Raw genomic sequence first — 16530 nt, 5'->3', positions numbered from 1 at the left:
ACCGCGGCTGAATGTATCTGCCCAACTGCCCTCTGCAACAGGTCAATCGGACGAGAATTCTGGGCACGCCGGAAAGGCGAATTGTGGAGGATTCCATGAGTTCCGGGGCAAGTCGGGCCCGTCAAAGTACGCAGAAGGTACACAACACTCGAACACTTTGACTGCATCTTGTCCCGCGCGGACGCATTCTCATATGCGTCTGGCATGAGCAGCGGAGGGGGCTTCCCCAACTCTACCGCGCTCAACCATGCAGAATTGCCCCCTCCGCTTCTCTAGCGGAGGGGGCAATTCCGATAAGGATTCGTGCTCAGCAGCCGCCGGCGACCGCGGGGATGATCGAGACGCCCGCACCGTCCGGCGTCGCCGTCTCCAGGCCCTGCTCGAAGCGGACGTCGTCGTCGTTGACGTACACGTTCACGAAGCGGCGCAGCTTGCCCTGGTCGTCCAGGACGCGGGCCGCGATGCCCGTGTGGTTCTTCTCCAGGTCGGCGATGACCTCCGAGAGGGTCGCGCCCTCGGCGGCGACCTCGGCCTGGCCGCCCGTGTAGGTACGGAGGATGGTGGGGATGCGGACCTTGACGCTCATGGTGGTGCTGCCTTCCGTGACGGGGGTGGTCAGTTGGCCAGGCCGGCGTCGCGGAACGCGTCCAGGCTCGGGCGGATGGTGGCGGTGGCCTGCGAGGTCTCGGCCACCGCGTCCAGGGTCTTGAGACCGTCGCCCGTGTTGAGCACGACCGTGGTCAGGCTCGGGTCGATGAGACCGGCCTCGATCAGCTTCTTCGTCACGCCGACGGTCACACCGCCCGCCGTCTCGGCGAAGATGCCCTCGGTACGGGCGAGGATCTTGATCGCCTCGACGACCTGCTCGTCGTTCACGTCCTCCACGGCTCCGCCGGTCCGCCGCGCGATGTCCAGGACGTACGGTCCGTCGGCCGGGTTGCCGATGGCCAGCGACTTGGCGATGGTGTTCGGCTTCTGGGGCCGTACGACGTCGTGGCCGGCCTTGAAGGCGGCCGACACCGGGGAGCAGCCCTCGGCCTGGGCGCCGAAGATCTTGTACGGCTTGTCCTCGACGAGGCCCAGCTTGATGAGCTCCTGCAGGCCCTTGTCGATCTTGGTGAGCTGGGAGCCGGAGGCGATCGGGATCACGAGCTGGTCGGGGATGACCCAGCCGAGCTGCTCGCAGATCTCGTAGGCGAGCGTCTTGGAGCCCTCGCCGTAGTACGGCCGCAGGTTGACGTTGACGAAGCCCCAGCCCTCGCCGAGCGGGTCGCCGATGAGCTCCGAGCAGAAGCGGTTGACGTCGTCGTAGTTGCCCTCGATACCGACGAGCTCGCCGCCGTAGACGGCGGCCATGACGACCTTGCCCTGCTCCAGGTCGTGCGGGATGAACACGCAGGAGCGGAAGCCGGCACGGGCGGCGGCGGCGCCGACGGCGCCGGCCAGGTTGCCGGTGGAGGAGCAGGACAGGGTGGTGAAGCCGAAGGCGCGGGCGGCTTCGAGGGCCTGGGCGACGACGCGGTCCTTGAAGGAGTGCGTCGGGTTGCCGGAGTCGTCCTTGACGAAGAGCTTGCCCGCCTCGACGCCGAGCTCACGGGCGAGGTTGTCGGCCTGGACGAGCTTGGTCCAGCCCGGGTTCAGGTTCGGCTTCTCGGCCACGTCGGCGGGGACGGGCAGCAGCGGGGCGTAGCGCCAGATGTTGGCGGGGCCGGCCTCGATCTGCTTGCGCAGCGCCTCGGGGTCGCCGGTGGGCAGGTCGTAGGCCACTTCGAGCGGGCCGAAGCAGAGCTCGCAGGCGAAGATCGGACCGAGCGGGAAGACTTCACCGCATTCGCGACAGGAGAGCCCGGACGCGGGACCGAGGTCGACCGATTCCTTGGGGTTCTGGGTGTTTGCGACAGTCTGTACAGCCATGGAGGCGAGGCCCTTTCTCCTCATCTTTCCCATGGCGAATTTCGCCATGAGACGGATTTGGCACCTTCCCTAGCCGGGGACCTAGCTGGAGGACGAGAACCGACTGGAGGGTTGCCGGGGCTTCAACGGGCCGTTTCCCTCTGCCCCTCTGGATGAGCGGTATTCGATTGTGTGAAGCGGTTGTCGGACGCGGGCGGCACCCCGACATGCATCGGGCATCCGCGTTGTTCAAGACTGTAACCGAAGGCCTGGACGGTTGAGATGGTCGTCCGAACCGCGAGATGGAGATCACGTTGCTGGAGGAAGTGGAGCGCTGGCTGGCCCGGCGGTCCTGGTCCGTGGCCGATCGACCGATGGAGCAGCTGCTCACCGCCAAGCGGGGGGCGACGGTCAGCGTCGTGCTGCCCGCGTTGAACGAGGAGGCGACGGTCGGCGACATCGTCTCGGTGATCCGGCGTGAGCTGATGTCCGAGGCGACCCCGCTCGTGGACGAGCTGGTGGTGATCGACTCCGGTTCCACCGACCGTACGGCCGAGGTCGCCGCGGCGGCCGGCGCCCGCGTCGTGGCGCGGGACGCGATACTCCCGCGGCTTCCGGCCGTGCCCGGCAAGGGCGAGGTCCTGTGGCGGTCACTGATGGTGACGCACGGGGACATCGTGTGCTTCGTCGACGCCGACCTGCGGGACTTCTCCGCGGACTTCGTCTCCGGCATCGTCGGCCCGCTCCTCACCGATCCGGACGTCGACTTCGTCAAGGCGATGTACGACCGCCCGCTGGGCGACGCCCCAGGTCAGGGCGGGCGTGTGACCGAGCTGGTGGCCCGGCCGCTGCTCAATCTGCACTGGCCGCAGCTGGCCGGCTTCGTGCAGCCGCTGGGCGGCGAGTACGCGGCGCGCCGCTCGCTGCTCGAACGGCTGCCCTTCCCGGTCGGTTACGGAGTGGAGCTGGGGCTGCTCGTCGACGCGCTGCACACGGTCGGTCTCGACGCGCTCGCGCAGGTCGACGTCGGGGTCCGCAAGCACCGTCACCAGGACGGGCAGGCGCTGGGCCGGATGGCGGCGGCGATCTACCGGACGGCGCAGCTGCGGCTCTCGCGCGGCCATCTGGTGCGGCCCTGGCTGACGCAGTTCGAACGGGACGAGACCGACGGCGGGAAGGGGTTCACGCCCCGGACGTACGCCGTGGACACGGAGGAGCGGCCGCCGATGGCCGACATCGTGGAGTACGCGCACCGCCGCGTGGCGTAACCCGGCATGATGATGCGTTTTGCCTACATTTCCGTTGTATGCGGTTGATGAATCGGATGGGATCCCTCCTGGCGGCCCTCGGCCTCGCCGTCGGCGCGCTCTTCCTCGCGGTGGGCGGTCCGGCCGCCGCGGAGGTGGTCGAGCCCTTCGGGGCGCGGTACGACACCTCCGTGGCGTCCGCGCCGGCCTTCTCCGTACCGGTGCCGGACCGGGAGACCACCGGGACGGCGAGCCCGCGGGAGGCGAAGCCGGGCCCGGCCCGGCCCGGGCCCGGGGGCTCGATGGCCAAGACCGGTTCCGCCGCTGAGCGGCTGTGGCTGCTCGGCGGGCTCGCGCTGGCGCTGGCGGCGACGGGCGTCGTGGCGAAGGCGGCGCTGCGCGGCCGACGCGATCTGTGAGGCGTGGATTCGCCACTCGTCCGCGATCGGTGAGGCGTGGATTCGCCACAGTCGTATACGTACGTTTGAGCGTTTACGGGACGGGCTAGGTTCGCCACATGGCTTCTGTGCTCGTTGCTTCCAATCGGGGCCCGCTCTCCTACACCCTCGCCGACGACGGCACCCTCGGTGCCCGGCGCGGCGGGGGCGGCCTCGTCTCCGGGCTGTCCGCCGCCCTCGCCGAGCAGCCCGAGGCGCTCTGGGTCTGCGCGGCGCTGTCGGCCGGGGACCGGGAGGCGGTGCGCCGGGGTGTCTCCGAGCCCGGCGTCCGGATGCTGGCCCTCGACCCGGCGGTCTACGACGACGCGTACAACGGCATCGCGAACTCGGTGCTGTGGTTCCTGCACCACCACCTGTACGACGTGCCGCGTGAGCCGGTCTTCGACGCGGAGTTCCGGCGCCGCTGGGAGTCGTACCGGAGCTACAACCGGGCTTTCGCCGAGGCGCTGGCGGAGCAGGCGGCCGAGGGCGCCGAGGTGCTGGTGCAGGACTATCACCTGGCGCTGGTGCCGGGTCAGCTGCGGGAGCTGCGGCCGGACCTGCGGATCGCCCACTTCACCCATACGCCGTGGGCGTCCTCGGAGTATCTGCGGATGCTGCCGGAGGACATCCGCGAGGAGCTGCTGTGGGGGATGCTCGGCGCGGACGAGCTCGGTTTCCACACCTGGGAGTGGGCGTCGACGTTCATCGGCGGTGCGTACATCGACAGCGCCGAGGGGGTGGCGGAGGGCTTCTCGCCGAGCGGTGATCCGTGGCGCGGAGTGCACCACCGCAAGGGGGGCGGTCCACGGCGCGGTACCCGGGTGCGGGTGTACGGGCTGGGCGTGGACGGGGAGGAGCTGCGGTCGCTGGCGCACCGGCCGGAGGTGGACGACCGGCTGGCGGCGCTGCGGGCGGAGGTCGGCGACCGGAAGACGATCGTCCGGGTGGACCGTACGGAGCTGTCGAAGAACGTGCTGCGCGGCCTGCTCGCCTACCGTGAGCTGCTGCGCGAGCGGCCGGAGTGGCGCGGCCGGGTGGTCCATCTGGCCTCGGCGTATCCGTCCCGTCAGGACCTGGCGGTGTACCGCGCGTACACGGCGTCGGTGGCGGAGCTGGCGGAGGAGATCAACACCGAGTTCGGCACGGAGGACTGGCAGCCGGTCCTGCTCTCGGTGAAAGACGACTTCACGCGCTCGCTCGCGGCCTACCGCATGGCGGACGTGGCGCTGATCAACCCGGTGCGGGACGGGATGAACCTGGTGGCCAAGGAGATCCCGGTGGTCTCGGAGGCGGGGTGCGTGCTGGTGCTCTCGACGGGGGCCGGTGCGTACCGCGAACTGCGGGAGCACGCACTGACGGTCAACCCGTACGACGTGTCCGAGACGGCGCGGGCCCTGCACCAGGCGTTGACGATGCCGGCGAGCGAGCGTGCCGAGCGCACGAAGCACCTCGCGGCCACGGCGACCGCTCTGCCGCCGCAGCGGTGGTTCCTGCAGCAGCTGGAAGCGCTGCGGGAGCCCGCCGACTGAGCCGGCGACGACGCCCGCGCGGCGCGCCCGGCCCCAGCGCCCACCGCGCCCGGCCCCCACCCCGTCCGGGGCCCAGCGCCCCCGCGTCCGGCCCCCAGCGCCCTCGCCCCCGCGTCCCGGCGCCCGACCGGCGGCGATTTTGCGGTTTCGACCCCTCCTCTCCGCGACTCCTTCCGTGTCAGACTCTGCGCTGATCGTTCCCCCAGGCGATCCGTCCCCCGGGCCTTGCGCGCCCGGGGCGACCCCGAGCGACAAACGGAACACGCCAACCATGCGAACCACCGCATGCGAAGGGATCGCACGTGAAGAGATTTGTCGTGGGCATGACCCTAGGGTCGGCGCTCACCGCCCTCCTCGCCGCGGGACTCCAGCCCGCCGCCGCGCAGGAGGCCCAGGACTCTCCGTCGGACACCCCCAAGGCCGCCACCGCGGCCCGGCCCGACAACCGTCCCGGACCGCTCACGAAGCAGCGCACCGAGCTGCGCAAGCAGGCGATCGACAAGATCGCCAAGGGGAAGGTCGAGGCGAACGCCCGCGGCGTCGTCGAGGTCGCGCCCGGCAAGTTCGTGGAGACCGAGACCGACACGACCGTCCGCCAGGAGAAGATCCTCACCATCCTCTCCGAGTTCGGCGAGCAGAGCGCCGGCCGGTACGGCTCCACCCCCGGCCCCCTGCACAACCGGATAGCCGAGCCGGACCGGAGCGTGGACAACTCCAACGCCTGGACGGCCGACTTCGACAAGGCGTACTACGAGAACCTCTTCAACGGCTCCGGCGAGTCGATGAAGACGTACTACGAGAAGCTCTCGAACGGCCGCTACTCGGTCACCAACACCGTCGAGGACTGGGTCAAGGTCCCCTACAACGCCTCCTTCTACGGCGACAACGCCGTCGAGGACAACGGCGGCTCGTGGGCCTTCGTCCAGGACACCGGTGACGCCTGGTGGAACGCCCAGATCGCGGCCGGCAAGACCCCTGCCGAGATCGACGCGTATCTCGCCCAGTTCGACGTCTGGGACCGCAACGACTGGGACCACGACGGGAACTTCGACGAGGCCGACGGCTACATCGACCACTTCCAGGCCGTCCACGCCGGCATGGGCGAGGACGCCGGCGGCGGCGCCCAGGGCGAGGACGCCATCTGGTCCCACCGCTGGTACGTCAACGGCGACGACTACGGCCTGACCGGCCCGGACGTGTCCGGTACGCAGAACAAGGCGGGCGGCGCCCGGATCGGCCAGTCGAAGTACTGGTTCGGCGACTACACCACCGAGGGCGAGAACGGCGGCCTCGGCGTCTTCTGCCACGAGTTCGGCCACGACCTCGGCCTCCCGGACTACTACGACACCGACGGCGGCGAGAACTCCACCGCCTTCTGGACCCTGATGAGCTCCGGCTCCTGGCTCGGCCACGGCGCCGCGGCGAACGCCGGCATCGGCACCCACCCCGGCCTGATGGGCGCCGAGGAGAAGCTGTTCCTCGGCTGGCTGGACCACTCCACCGCCGAACTCGGCACCTCGGGGACCTTCACCCTCAACCCGGCCCAGCTCCAGGTCACCGGCAAGGACCAGGCCGTACGCGTCGCGCTCCCGGACAAGACGAGCAGCACCTCCTACGCGACGCCGCCGTCCGGCAGCCACGCCTGGTGGACCGGCTCGGCCGACGGCCTGAACCAGTCCCTCACCCGCTCCGTACCGGCCACCTCGCGCGTCACCGTCAAGGCGAGCGCCTGGTACGAGATCGAGGCCGACTTCGACTACCTCTTCGCCGAGTACTCCCTCGACGGCGGGGCGAACTGGCTGCGCGCGGGCGCGGCGGTCGACGGCTCCTCCGCCGGCAAGTGGACGACGCTGCGCTACTCGTACGACGCGGCGGGCAAGTCCTCGCTCTTCCGCTTCCGCTACCAGACCGACGGCGGTGTGCACTTCACCGGCGCCTTCCTGGACGACATCACGCTCACGTCCGGCGGCACGACCCTGCTGACGGACGACGTCGAGCAGGGCGCCGGCGGCTGGAGCGCCGACGGCCGGTGGAAGATCTCGACCGGCACGGAGACGGCCACCTACCCGCGCTACTACCTGGTGGAGAACCGCGAGTACGTCGGCAGCGACGCGCTCCTGGCGGAGGGCCCGTACCAGTTCAGCAAGGGCGTCACGGCGCCGGACTGGGTGGAGTTCTTCCGCTACCAGAACGGCATGCTGGTCTGGTACGTGGACCGCTCCTACGACGACAACAACGTCAGCGCCCACCCGGGCGGTGGCCAGGCCATGGCGGTCGACGCCCGCCCGGCGCCGTTCACGTACGACGACGGCACCGCCCCGAGCAACCGCCGCCAGCCCTTCGACGCGACGTTCGGCCTGGAGCCGACGGACGCGACCTGCCTCCACAAGGAGGTGCTGTCGGGCAAGGGCGGCAGCCAGACGGTGGTCACGAAGGCGGCGTGCGCCCCGTCGGCGGCCGGCATCCCGGTCTTCGACGACACCGACCCGAACGCGTACTACAGCCCGGCGGCACCCCAGGCCAGCGTCAAGGTCGCCGGCCACGGCGTGAAGGTCACCGTGACCGGCGACGCGGGTGACGACCTGACGATCAGCGTGGTCAACCCGGCCCCGTAAGGCCGCGGTAGGTCACCGAGTTCGCGAACGGAGGCGGTACGGGCGGGCCCTCAGCGGTCCTCCCGTACCGCCTTCGCCAGTTCCGAGAGGAACCCCACCACCGCCGCCGGGCCCGGGACCGACAGGTCGGCGCGGTCCGCGAGTTCCGTGACCTCCGTCGAGCCGCTGCACACCAGCAGGCCCGGGGTCCCGTCCGAGCGGAGCTTCTCCACGGCCGCGAAGGCCGGCAGGTCGCCCAGGTCGTCGCCGGCGTAGAGCACCGACCCGGCGCCCACCTCCCGGACGTACTCGGCCAGCGCCACGCCCTTGTCCATGCCGGGTGGGCGCAGTTCGAGGACCATGCGGCCGGGTTCGAGGACGAGGCCGTGCCGGGTGGCGAGGTCGGCGAGCGGTTCCTCAAGGGCCTCGAAGGCCGCCTGCGGGTCGGTGGAGCGGCGGGTGTGGACCGCGACCGCGCGGCCCTTCTCCTCGATCCACGTGCCCGGCCAGGCGCCGATGCGGTCCAGGTAGCCGGGGAGTTCGGCGCGGACGGACGCCACGCCCGGGTGCGGGGCGGCGGCCTGGACGGTGCCGGTGACCGCGTCCCAGCGCTCGGCGCCGTAGTGGCCGAGGACCACGAGGTGCTCCAGGCCGGGGACCCCGGCGAAGCCGCCGTACCGTACCGCCACCCCCGCCGGGCGTCCGGTCACCACCGCGACCGAGGCGACCGACGGCGCGAGGGCGGCGAGGGCGGGGACGGCGCCGGGGTGGGCGCGCGCCTGTTCGGGGTCGGGGACGATCTCGGCGAGCGTCCCGTCGAAGTCGAGGGCGACGACGGCTCTGTCCGGCCGCGCGAGAAACGCGGCCAGGCCGTCACGGCCTGCGGATGTGGTCGGGTGCGGAAGGCTGCTGACCATAGGAAGACCCTACCGACCGAGCCTCAGCGCCGCTGCTCCTTCTCCGCACGGACCCGCCGTAGCCGGTTGACCGTCACGGGATCGTGGACGAGCGCCCGGGGGTCGTCGAGGAGGGCGTTGAGGAGCTGGTAGTAGCGGGTGGGCGAGAGGCCGAGCCGCTCACGGACGGCCCGCTCCTTGGCGCCGGGGCCGGGCCAGGAGCGGCGTTCGAGGGCGAGGACGGCCTGCTCCCGTTCCCCGAGTCCGGAGTCGCTGGCGTCGGTCATACGAACAACCTATTACTCCGCGCTCTCGGCCGCCGTCGCCTCGCGCCCGATCTTGCCCAGGACGTCCGAGGGCCGGTTCCCGGGCATGACGGCCTTGCCGATGTTCTGCTTGATGTTCTCGCTGACCTTGGCCCAGGACGTCTTGCCGACCGGCGGCAGCTGCGAGCCGGGTAGCTCCTTCAGGAACTCGCGGAGGTTCTTGTGCTCCTCCTCGCTCTGCATGCGGGAGTACGCGCTCACGGTGACCGGCAGCAGGTCGTTGCCGCCCGCGAACCTCAGTACGTTCTCGTCGTCGAAGACGAAGTTCAGGAAGTCGCCGATCTCCTGGCGGTGACCGTTCTGCTTGAAGCCCATGATCCAGTCGGCGACGCCCATGGACGACTTCGCCTTGCCGGTCATGCCGGGCAGCGCGACCTTGCCGACCTTGACGCCCTTCTTCTCCGCCTCCTGCATGAGGGACGGGTGGCCGTTGAGCATGCCGACCTCGCCGCGCGAGAAGGCCGCGAAGGCGTCCTTGCGGTTGAGCTTGCCAGGGGCGACCGGACCGGTGAGCCCCTTCTCGACCAGGTTCTTTTTCAGCCAGTCGAAGGTCGCCACGTTCTGGTCGGAGTCGATGCGGTAGCGGTCGGCGGCGTCGGTGTAGCCGTCACCACCACTGAGCAGCCACATCATCGTCTCCGCCTGCGCCTCCTCCGGACCGAGCGGCAGCGCGAAGGGGTACGGGACGTCGTCGTCCTTCAGCTTCTCCGCCGCGGCGGCCAGCTCGTCCCAGGTCGTCGGCGCCTTGCTGATCCCCGCCCGGTCGAAGAGCTCCTGGTTGAAGAAGAGCAGCCGGGTGGAGGCGGCGAACGGCAGCCCGTACTGGGTGCGCCTCATCTCGCCGGCGGAGGCCAGCGGCGCGAGGAAGTTGGCCTGGACGGGTATGGAGAGCAGTTCGTCGGCCGGGTAGAGCTCCCCGGCGGCCGCGTAGTCGGCGTAGGCGCCGATCTGGGCGATGTCGGGTGCCTGGTCGGCCTCGACCATCTCGGCGACCTTGCGGTCGACGTCGTTCCAGGACTCGATCTGGACCTCGACCTTCACGCCCGGGTGCTTGGCCTCGTAGGCGGCGGTCAGGTCGTCCCAGTACTTCTTGGTGGTGTCGCCGCCGGTGAGGTCGTAGTCGGCGGCGACCAGCTTGAGGGTGACGTCACCGGAGTCGGCGCCGGTGAGGCCGCAGCCGGAGAGCACCCCGGTCAGGCCGAGCGCGGCGATGGTCGCGGTCAGTCCAAGAAATCGCCGCTGCACAGCGTCGCCCCACCCTCTTGCTCGTCGTTGAGCTGTGATTTTCACTCCGAAGAAGCTTAAGGTCTACACCAGTCGGGTCTCGCTTTCGCAACGAGCGTCCGGCGATCACCGCAGGTCACGAGGGGGTGACGCGGGGGTGACCCCCTCCGCCCGTCCGCCATTTGTATGCCCGCGCAACAATATCGCCCAGTGGACTAGACCTTTCGGTCGTTCTCGCGCGAGACTGTCCCCCGTGAGACACGTCATCGCCCTCGATGTGGGCGGCACCGGTATGAAGGCCGCCCTGGTCGGGGCGGACGGCACGCTGCTCCACGAGGCCCGCCGCGCCACCGGCCGCGAACGCGGCCCCGAGGCCGTCGTCGAGACGATCCTCGGCTTCGCCGCCGAGCTGCGCGCCCACGGCCTGGAGCGGTACGGACAGACCGCCGCGGCCGCCGGAGTCGCCGTCCCCGGCATCGTCGACGCGGAGAACGGCGTCGCCGTCTACGCCGCCAACCTCGGCTGGCGCGACGTCCCGATGCGCGCGCTGCTCAGCGAGCGCCTCGCCGGGATCCCCGTCGCCATCGGACACGACGTCCGCACCGGCGGCCTCGCCGAAGGCCGGATCGGGGCCGGCAACGGCGCCGACCGTTTCCTCTTCCTGCCCCTGGGCACCGGCATCGCCGGAGCCATCGGCATCGGCGGATCCATCGAGGCCGGCGCCCACGGCTACGCCGGCGAGATCGGCCACATCGTCGTCCGCCCCGGCGGCACGGAGTGTGGCTGCGGCCAGCGCGGCTGCCTGGAACGGTACGCCTCCGCCTCCGCCGTCTCCCTCGCCTGGGCCGCGGCCTCCGGCGACCCCGACGCCGACGCCGCCGACTGCGCCAAGGCCGTCGAGTCGGGAGACACCCGGGCCGTACAGGTCTGGCAGAACGCCGTCGACGCCCTCGCGGACGGCCTGGTCACCGCGCTCACCCTGCTGGACCCGCGCACGCTCATCATCGGTGGCGGTCTCGCCGAGGCCGGGGAAACCTTGTTCACACCACTGAGGGCCGCGGTGGAGGAACGCGTGACGTTCCAGAAGCTGCCCGCCATCGTCCCGGCGGCCCTCGGGGACACCGCCGGATGCCTGGGCGCGGGCCTCCTCGCCTGGGACCTGCTCGCCGACCAGCGCCCCACCGATTCGGAGGTATCCGCCTGATGGCCGGTTCCACAGTTCTCGCCGGCGCCCGCGTGGTGCTGCCGACCGGGATCGTCGAGAACGGACGCGTGATCGTCGAAGGCGGTCGCATCGTGGGCAGCAGCCCCGACGACACCTCCTCCCTCGATGTGTCGGGCCACTGGGTCGTCCCCGGCTTCGTCGACATGCACAACCACGGCGGCGGCGGAGCCTCCTTCACCTCCGGCACCGTCGACGAGGTCCTCCACGGCGTCCACACCCACCGCCTGCACGGCACCACCACCGTCGTCGCCTCCTTCGTCACCGGCGACACCGACTTCCTCGGCCGGCGCGCGGGCCTGCTCTCCGAGCTGGCCGAGCAGGGCGAGATCGCCGGCATCCACTTCGAGGGCCCGTTCATCTCCCCCTGCCGCAAGGGCGCGCACGACGAGACGCTGCTGCGCGACCCCGACCCGGCCGAGGTCCGCAAGCTGATCGACGCCGCACGCGGCCGGGCGAAGATGATGACCCTCGCGACCGAACTGCCCGGCGGCATCGACTCCGTACGGCTGCTCGCCGAACACGGCGTGATCGCCGCCATCGGCCACACCGACGCGACGTACGAGCAGACCGTCGAGGCGATCGACGCGGGCGCCACCGTCGCCACCCACCTCTACAACGCGATGCCCGGCCTCGGTCACCGCGCCCCCGGCCCGATCGCCGCCCTCCTGGAGGACGAGCGGATCACCGTCGAGCTGATCAACGACGGCACCCACCTGCACCCCGCCGCCCTCGAACTCGCCTTCCACCACAAGGGCGCGGAGCGGGTCGCGTTCATCACCGACGCCATGGACGCGGCCGGCTTCGGCGACGGCATGTACGACCTGGGCACGCTCGCCGTCGAGGTCAAGGACGGGGTCGCACGGCTGGTCGAGGGCGACTCGATCGCGGGCTCCACCCTCACCCTGGACCGCGCCTTCAAACGCGCCGTGACCATCGACCGGCTGCCGGTCGAGTCCGTCGTCCAGGCGATCTCCGCCAACCCGGCCCGTCTGCTGGGCATCGACGACACGGTCGGCTCGCTGGAGCCCGGCAAGGACGCCGACCTGGTCGTCCTCGACGAGAACTTCGACGTCACGGGCGTCATGCGCAAGGGCGCCTGGGTGGTTGAGCCCCAAGCGGGCTGATTTCACCCGGGTACGGCACAGGGCGGTTGGCCGGGGGTCTGGGCCAACCGCCTTCCGTTTGGCATGATCGGGGCGCGAACAGCGAGCCAGGCAGTGCAGAAAGCGCTTTGTACCGGGGGGTGGGACAGGTGATTCTCACGGTCACCCTCAACACGGCACTGGACCTCACCTACCGGGTCCCCGCCCTCACCCCGCACGCCTCCCACCGCGTCACCCAGGTGATCGAGCGCCCCGGCGGCAAGGGCCTCAACGTCGCCCGGGTCCTGGCCTCCCTCGGCCACGAGACGGTCGTCACCGGTTTCGCGGGCGGCCCCACGGGCGAGGTCCTGCGCGGCCACCTCGCGGGCCTGCCCCTGACCGACGCGCTCGTCACGAGCGCCGGGCCCACCCGCCGTACCGTCGCGGTCGTCGACACCTCGACCGGCGACACCACTCAGCTCAACGAGCCGGGCCCCGCCCTCACCCCCGCCGAGTGGTCCGCCTTCACCGGCCACTACGCCACCCTGCTCGCCGACGGCGCCGACGCGGTGGCCCTGTGCGGCAGCCTGCCGCCCGGCATCCATGTCGGCGCGTACGCGGAGCTGATCCGGATCGCCCGGGGCGCCGGGGTCCCGGTCCTGCTCGACACCAGCGGCGAACCCCTGCGGCGGGGCATCGCGGCCCGCCCGGACCTCGTCAAGCCCAACGCCGACGAACTCGCCCAGCTCACCGGCTCCCGCGAACCCCACCGGGCCACCCGGGACGCCCGCCGCCGCGGCGCGCACGCGGTCGTCTCCTCGCTCGGCCCCGAGGGCATGCTGGCCGCCACCCCGGACGGCGTGTGGCGGGCGGCCCCGCCGGCGCCGGTGAAGGGCAACCCGACCGGCGCCGGTGACTCGGCCGTGGCGGGCCTGCTGTCCGGCCTGGTGGACCAGCTGCCCTGGCCGGACCGGCTGGCCCGCGCGGTGGCGCTGTCGGCGGCGACGGTGCTCTCGCCGGTGGCCGGCGAGTTCGACCGGTCGGCGTACGAGGAGCTGCTGCCCCGGGTGACGGTGACGGAGCAGACGGCCGCGGCCTGAGCCCGGCCCCACACGGACGAAACCCCCGGAGCGGAGCTCCGGGGGTTTCGAACGAGACGCTTGCGAACAAGAGGCTCGCGAACGAGGCGTCTTCTCAGCCGCTCAGCTTCGTCTTGCTGATCTTCAGCCAGTCGAAGATCGCGTCGCACTGGTTGCCCTGCTCGCAGGAGAGCTTGATCGTGTTCTTGCCCTGCTTGAGCGACACCGGCGCCCAGGTGGTCTGCCAGTTCTTCTCCAGGTTCGGGTCCGTGGAGGAGATGAAGTTCTTCAGCCCGAGCGGCGAACCGTTGGGCTTGTCGTTGACGGTCAGCGTCGCGTTGGCGTCCTTGGCCGGGATCGCGTACCGCACGTACAGGTAGTAGTCACCGGCCTCCTCCAGGTCGGCCTGCCAGGTGACGGACGACCCGATGGCGTTGAACCCGGTCACGTAGGCGCCGTCCGCGCCCTCCGCGCCCTTGATGTCCTTGGCCAGCAGGGCGCTGCCGCCGAGCTTGAGCGTCGCCGCGTCCTGCTGCGGCAGCACCTGCGCCGTCTTGTCCGCACTGGGCTGGGAGGACGGGTCCTCCTGGACCTGCGTGGGGTCGCCGGTGGGCTTGCCGCCCGCCGTCCCGCCGTCGGTCTTCTCGCCGCCCGTGTTGCTGATGAGGGCGGCGGTGATACCGATCACCACGACCAGGACGACCGCGATCGCGCCGATGAGCAGGCCCTTGGTGTTGGGTCCGCGACCGCCGCCACCACGCTGGTGCGGGATCGGGGCCTGACGGGTCCGCTCGCCACCCGGGTAGGTCTCCGGCGCCGCGTACTGCGGGCTGGGCTGACCGTACTGCGGGTTCGGCTGGCCGTACTGCTGCTGGCCGCCGTACGTCTGCTGCTGCGGTACGTGCCCCTGGCCGTGCTGGCCGTACTGCTGCTGGCCGCCGTACTGGCGCTCGCCGACCGTTCTGACCTGGTTGTACGAGGTTCTGGGGACCCCGGGCTGCGCGGCCGGACCCGGGTAGCCGTAGCCACCGCCCTGACCGGGCGGCTGGGCGCCCGCCGCCTGGCCGTCCGCGTACAGGTAGCCGAACGGATCGTCGTCCTCGGGCGTGTTCGCGCCGTTGTTACCGGCAGCCATCCCTGGTCACTCCTATCCATGCTCGCCAGCCGTCGCCGACCGGCCGAGCCTACCTCGAACGGACCACCCGTCGATCCGGCCCTTGACCGACCGTGAAGTGCCCCACAGGTGGCGCCGAGGCCTATCCGGCGCGCCGGTGGACCTTCGCGCGGGACCGCTTCTCGATGTACATCCGCTGGTCGGCGGAGTTCAGGACCTCTTCGACGGTCATGCCGCACTCGGCCCATCCGATGCCGAAACTCGCCCCGACCCTGACCGCGCGTCCGTCCACCCGGATCGGCGGAATGATGGCGTTGCGCAGCCGTACGGCCAGGTCAGCGGCGTCGGCCGCGCCGAGACCGTCGGCCAGGACGACGAATTCGTCACCCCCGAGCCGGGCGACGGTGTCCCCGTCCCGGACGCCGGTGGTCAGTCGGCGGGCGACCTCGATGAGAACGGCGTCGCCGGTGTGGTGCCCGAAGCGGTCGTTGATCGACTTGAAGCCGTCGAGGTCGCAGAAGAGGACGGCGAGCCCCTTCGTCCCGTCGTCGACCTCGCCGCCGGTGGGCGCGACGGTGTGGACGTGATGGTCGTACGGTCCGCCCACCGGCGGTCCCGAGTCGAAGCCGAAGCCGTGCTCGTGGCCGTACGAGGAGGCGTACGGGGCGTCCTCCTGGCCCTGCGCGGCGTAGGGGCGCTCGCAGAGCCGGGCGCTGAGCCGGGAGCGCAGCTCGGCGCTGTTGGGCAGGCCGGTGAGGGCGTCGTGCGAGGCCCGGTGGGCGAGCTGCAGCTCGTGGCGCTTGCGCTCCTCGATGTCCTCGACGTGGGTGAGGAGGAAGCGGGGGCCGTCGGCGGTGTCGGCGACGACGGAGTTGCGCAGCGAGACCCAGACGTAGGTGCCGTCGCGACGGCCGAGCCGCAGTTCGGCGCGGCCGCCCTCGGCGGAGGTCCGCAGCAGTGTCCCTATGTCCTCGGGGTGCACCAGGTCCGCGAAGGAGTAGCGGCGCATGACGGAGGCGGGACGGCCGAGGAGGCGGCACAGGGCGTCGTTGGTGCGCAGGAGGCGGCCGTGCTGGTCGCCGCCCATCTCGGCGATGGCCATGCCGGAGGGGGCGTACTCGAAGGCCTGCCGGAAGGACTCCTCGCTGGCGCGCAGGGCCTGCTGTTCGCGCTCCAGTCGGACGAGGGCGCGCTGCATGTTTGCTCGCAGCCGGGCGTTGCTGATCGCAATCGCCGACTGGGAGGCGTACATCTGCAGGGCTTCCTGACCCCACGGTCCGGGGTGGCGGCCGTTGCGGGGGCGGTCGACGGAGATCACACCGAGGAGTTCACGCTTGGACCCGGAGGCGTACATGGGGGCGTAGAGCCGGTCGTGCGGGTGCCACTCGTCCTCGAAGCGGGGAGCGGGGCCTTCGGTGTGCCACTGCGGCACGTCGTCCTCTATGAGGACCCAGCCCTCGGTGTGCGGGATGAACCGCAGGTCACCCCAGGCGACGCCCATGGAGAGCCGGCGTTCCCAGGATTCGCGGGAGCCGACGCGGCCGGTGATCAGGGCTTCGGCGGCGGTGCTGCCGGCGAAGGCGGCGACGACGAGGTCTCCGTCGGGGCGGACGAGGTTGACGCAGGCCAGCTCATAGTTGAGACCGGCGACGACGCCGTCGGCGACGGTCTGCAGGGTGTCCGCCAGACTGCGGGCTGTGTTGAGGTCGGCCACGACCTGATGCAGCTGCCGCAGGGTCGCAAGACGGACGTACGGCTCCGACTCGGTCTCCATCGCTCGCTCTCCCCGAGACCTCGACAGCAACTCCAGGGTTCTCATCGGCTCTCGTACTGCACTGTCTCCGCCACTGAATCACAGCGAGCTGTGCACCCGGTACACAG

Annotated in this window: 14 protein-coding genes and 1 riboswitch; of the genes, 7 read left to right on the top strand and 7 right to left on the bottom strand. The window is 71.0% G+C overall.

What is annotated here, in order from left to right; all coding sequences use genetic code 11:
- Positions 1-307: 307 nt before the first annotated feature.
- A complete protein-coding gene (locus J7E93_RS05940; protein ID WP_215066190.1) occupies positions 308-586 on the bottom strand; it encodes a MoaD/ThiS family protein in 279 nt (92 codons plus the stop codon).
- Positions 587-615: 29 nt separating this feature from the next.
- Complete coding sequence (gene thrC, locus J7E93_RS05935) at positions 616-1938, bottom strand: threonine synthase (protein ID WP_215066211.1); 1323 nt, start codon at positions 1936-1938, stop codon at positions 616-618.
- A riboswitch (SAM riboswitch) is annotated at positions 1932-2073 on the bottom strand. (Overlaps the previous gene by 7 nt.)
- Before the next feature lie 134 nt (positions 2074-2207).
- On the opposite strand from thrC, the gene J7E93_RS05930 reads away from it, so the two are divergent.
- The 4 genes from J7E93_RS05930 (at position 2208) to J7E93_RS05915 (ending at position 7724) form a co-directional block, all read left to right on the top strand.
- The gene (locus J7E93_RS05930; protein ID WP_215066210.1) at positions 2208-3161 is read left to right on the top strand and encodes a glucosyl-3-phosphoglycerate synthase; all 954 of its coding nucleotides are present in this window, start codon (positions 2208-2210) and stop codon (positions 3159-3161) included.
- A 38-nt stretch (positions 3162-3199) separates the two neighbouring features.
- Positions 3200-3559 (top strand): hypothetical protein, encoded by a 360-nt coding sequence (locus tag J7E93_RS05925; RefSeq protein WP_215066214.1) that lies wholly within the window; start codon positions 3200-3202, stop codon positions 3557-3559.
- Positions 3560-3657: 98 nt separating this feature from the next.
- Entirely contained in the window at positions 3658-5109 is a 1452-nt protein-coding gene (locus tag J7E93_RS05920) for a trehalose-6-phosphate synthase (protein ID WP_215066189.1), read from the top strand.
- Between the two features lie 323 nt (positions 5110-5432).
- On the top strand, positions 5433-7724 hold the full coding sequence (locus J7E93_RS05915) for an immune inhibitor A domain-containing protein (RefSeq protein WP_251066116.1): 2292 nt from the start codon (positions 5433-5435) through the stop codon (positions 7722-7724).
- 50 nt (positions 7725-7774) lie between these two features.
- Here the strand turns inward: J7E93_RS05915 and otsB are convergent, their stop codons facing one another.
- The 3 genes from otsB to J7E93_RS05900 are packed head-to-tail and all read right to left on the bottom strand — an operon-like array spanning position 7775 to position 10170.
- Entirely contained in the window at positions 7775-8620 is an 846-nt protein-coding gene (gene otsB, locus J7E93_RS05910) for a trehalose-phosphatase (protein WP_215066187.1), read from the bottom strand.
- A gap of 23 nt (positions 8621-8643) precedes the next feature.
- Positions 8644-8886: a DUF3263 domain-containing protein gene (locus J7E93_RS05905; protein WP_215066186.1), complete on the bottom strand. Its 243-nt coding sequence runs from the start codon at positions 8884-8886 to the stop codon at positions 8644-8646.
- A gap of 12 nt (positions 8887-8898) precedes the next feature.
- Complete coding sequence (locus tag J7E93_RS05900; RefSeq protein ID WP_215066185.1) at positions 8899-10170, bottom strand: ABC transporter substrate-binding protein; 1272 nt, start codon at positions 10168-10170, stop codon at positions 8899-8901.
- Positions 10171-10402: 232 nt separating this feature from the next.
- Here J7E93_RS05900 and J7E93_RS05895 point away from each other — a divergent pair, with 232 nt between their 5' ends.
- The 3 genes from J7E93_RS05895 to J7E93_RS05885 all read left to right on the top strand — a co-directional run bounded on the left by J7E93_RS05895 (position 10403) and on the right by J7E93_RS05885 (position 13556).
- Complete coding sequence (locus J7E93_RS05895) at positions 10403-11353, top strand: ROK family protein (RefSeq protein WP_215066184.1); 951 nt, start codon at positions 10403-10405, stop codon at positions 11351-11353.
- Positions 11353-12498, top strand: coding sequence for an N-acetylglucosamine-6-phosphate deacetylase (nagA, locus tag J7E93_RS05890; RefSeq protein WP_215066183.1), 1146 nt, complete (start codon positions 11353-11355; stop codon positions 12496-12498). Before J7E93_RS05895 ends, nagA begins: the two co-directional genes overlap by 1 nt.
- A 128-nt stretch (positions 12499-12626) precedes the next feature.
- Positions 12627-13556, top strand: a complete 930-nt coding sequence (locus J7E93_RS05885; RefSeq protein WP_215066182.1) for a 1-phosphofructokinase family hexose kinase — start codon at positions 12627-12629, stop codon at positions 13554-13556.
- 94 nt (positions 13557-13650) lie between these two features.
- Here J7E93_RS05885 and J7E93_RS05880 read toward each other — a convergent pair whose 3' ends face one another.
- Both J7E93_RS05880 and cdgB read right to left on the bottom strand, forming a co-directional pair.
- Positions 13651-14670: a CBM35 domain-containing protein gene (locus tag J7E93_RS05880; RefSeq protein ID WP_215066181.1), complete on the bottom strand. Its 1020-nt coding sequence runs from the start codon at positions 14668-14670 to the stop codon at positions 13651-13653.
- Between the two features lie 121 nt (positions 14671-14791).
- Positions 14792-16423 (bottom strand): diguanylate cyclase CdgB, encoded by a 1632-nt coding sequence (gene cdgB, locus J7E93_RS05875; protein WP_215066180.1) that lies wholly within the window; start codon positions 16421-16423, stop codon positions 14792-14794.
- Positions 16424-16530: the final 107 nt, after the last annotated feature.

Source organism: Streptomyces sp. ISL-36, from assembly GCF_018614205.1.
Taxonomy (GTDB): domain Bacteria; phylum Actinomycetota; class Actinomycetes; order Streptomycetales; family Streptomycetaceae; genus Streptomyces.
Note: the sequence above shows the minus strand (reverse complement) of the source record. Positions and strands in the feature narration are given on the sequence as shown.

What these genes read in the sequence shown, in the direction of transcription:
- J7E93_RS05940 (WP_215066190.1), bottom strand. Translation starts at nt 586, where the DNA reads ATGAGCGTCAAGGTCCGCATCCCCACCATCCTCCGTACCTACACGGGC.
- thrC (WP_215066211.1), bottom strand. Translation starts at nt 1,938, where the DNA reads ATGAGGAGAAAGGGCCTCGCCTCCATGGCTGTACAGACTGTCGCAAAC.
- J7E93_RS05925 (WP_215066214.1), top strand. Translation starts at nt 3,200, where the DNA reads ATGCGGTTGATGAATCGGATGGGATCCCTCCTGGCGGCCCTCGGCCTC.
- J7E93_RS05920 (WP_215066189.1), top strand. Translation starts at nt 3,658, where the DNA reads ATGGCTTCTGTGCTCGTTGCTTCCAATCGGGGCCCGCTCTCCTACACC.
- J7E93_RS05915 (WP_251066116.1), top strand. Translation starts at nt 5,433, where the DNA reads ATGACCCTAGGGTCGGCGCTCACCGCCCTCCTCGCCGCGGGACTCCAG.
- otsB (WP_215066187.1), bottom strand. Translation starts at nt 8,620, where the DNA reads ATGGTCAGCAGCCTTCCGCACCCGACCACATCCGCAGGCCGTGACGGC.
- J7E93_RS05905 (WP_215066186.1), bottom strand. Translation starts at nt 8,886, where the DNA reads ATGACCGACGCCAGCGACTCCGGACTCGGGGAACGGGAGCAGGCCGTC.
- nagA (WP_215066183.1), top strand. Translation starts at nt 11,353, where the DNA reads ATGGCCGGTTCCACAGTTCTCGCCGGCGCCCGCGTGGTGCTGCCGACC.
- J7E93_RS05880 (WP_215066181.1), bottom strand. Translation starts at nt 14,670, where the DNA reads ATGGCTGCCGGTAACAACGGCGCGAACACGCCCGAGGACGACGATCCG.
- cdgB (WP_215066180.1), bottom strand. Translation starts at nt 16,423, where the DNA reads ATGGAGACCGAGTCGGAGCCGTACGTCCGTCTTGCGACCCTGCGGCAG.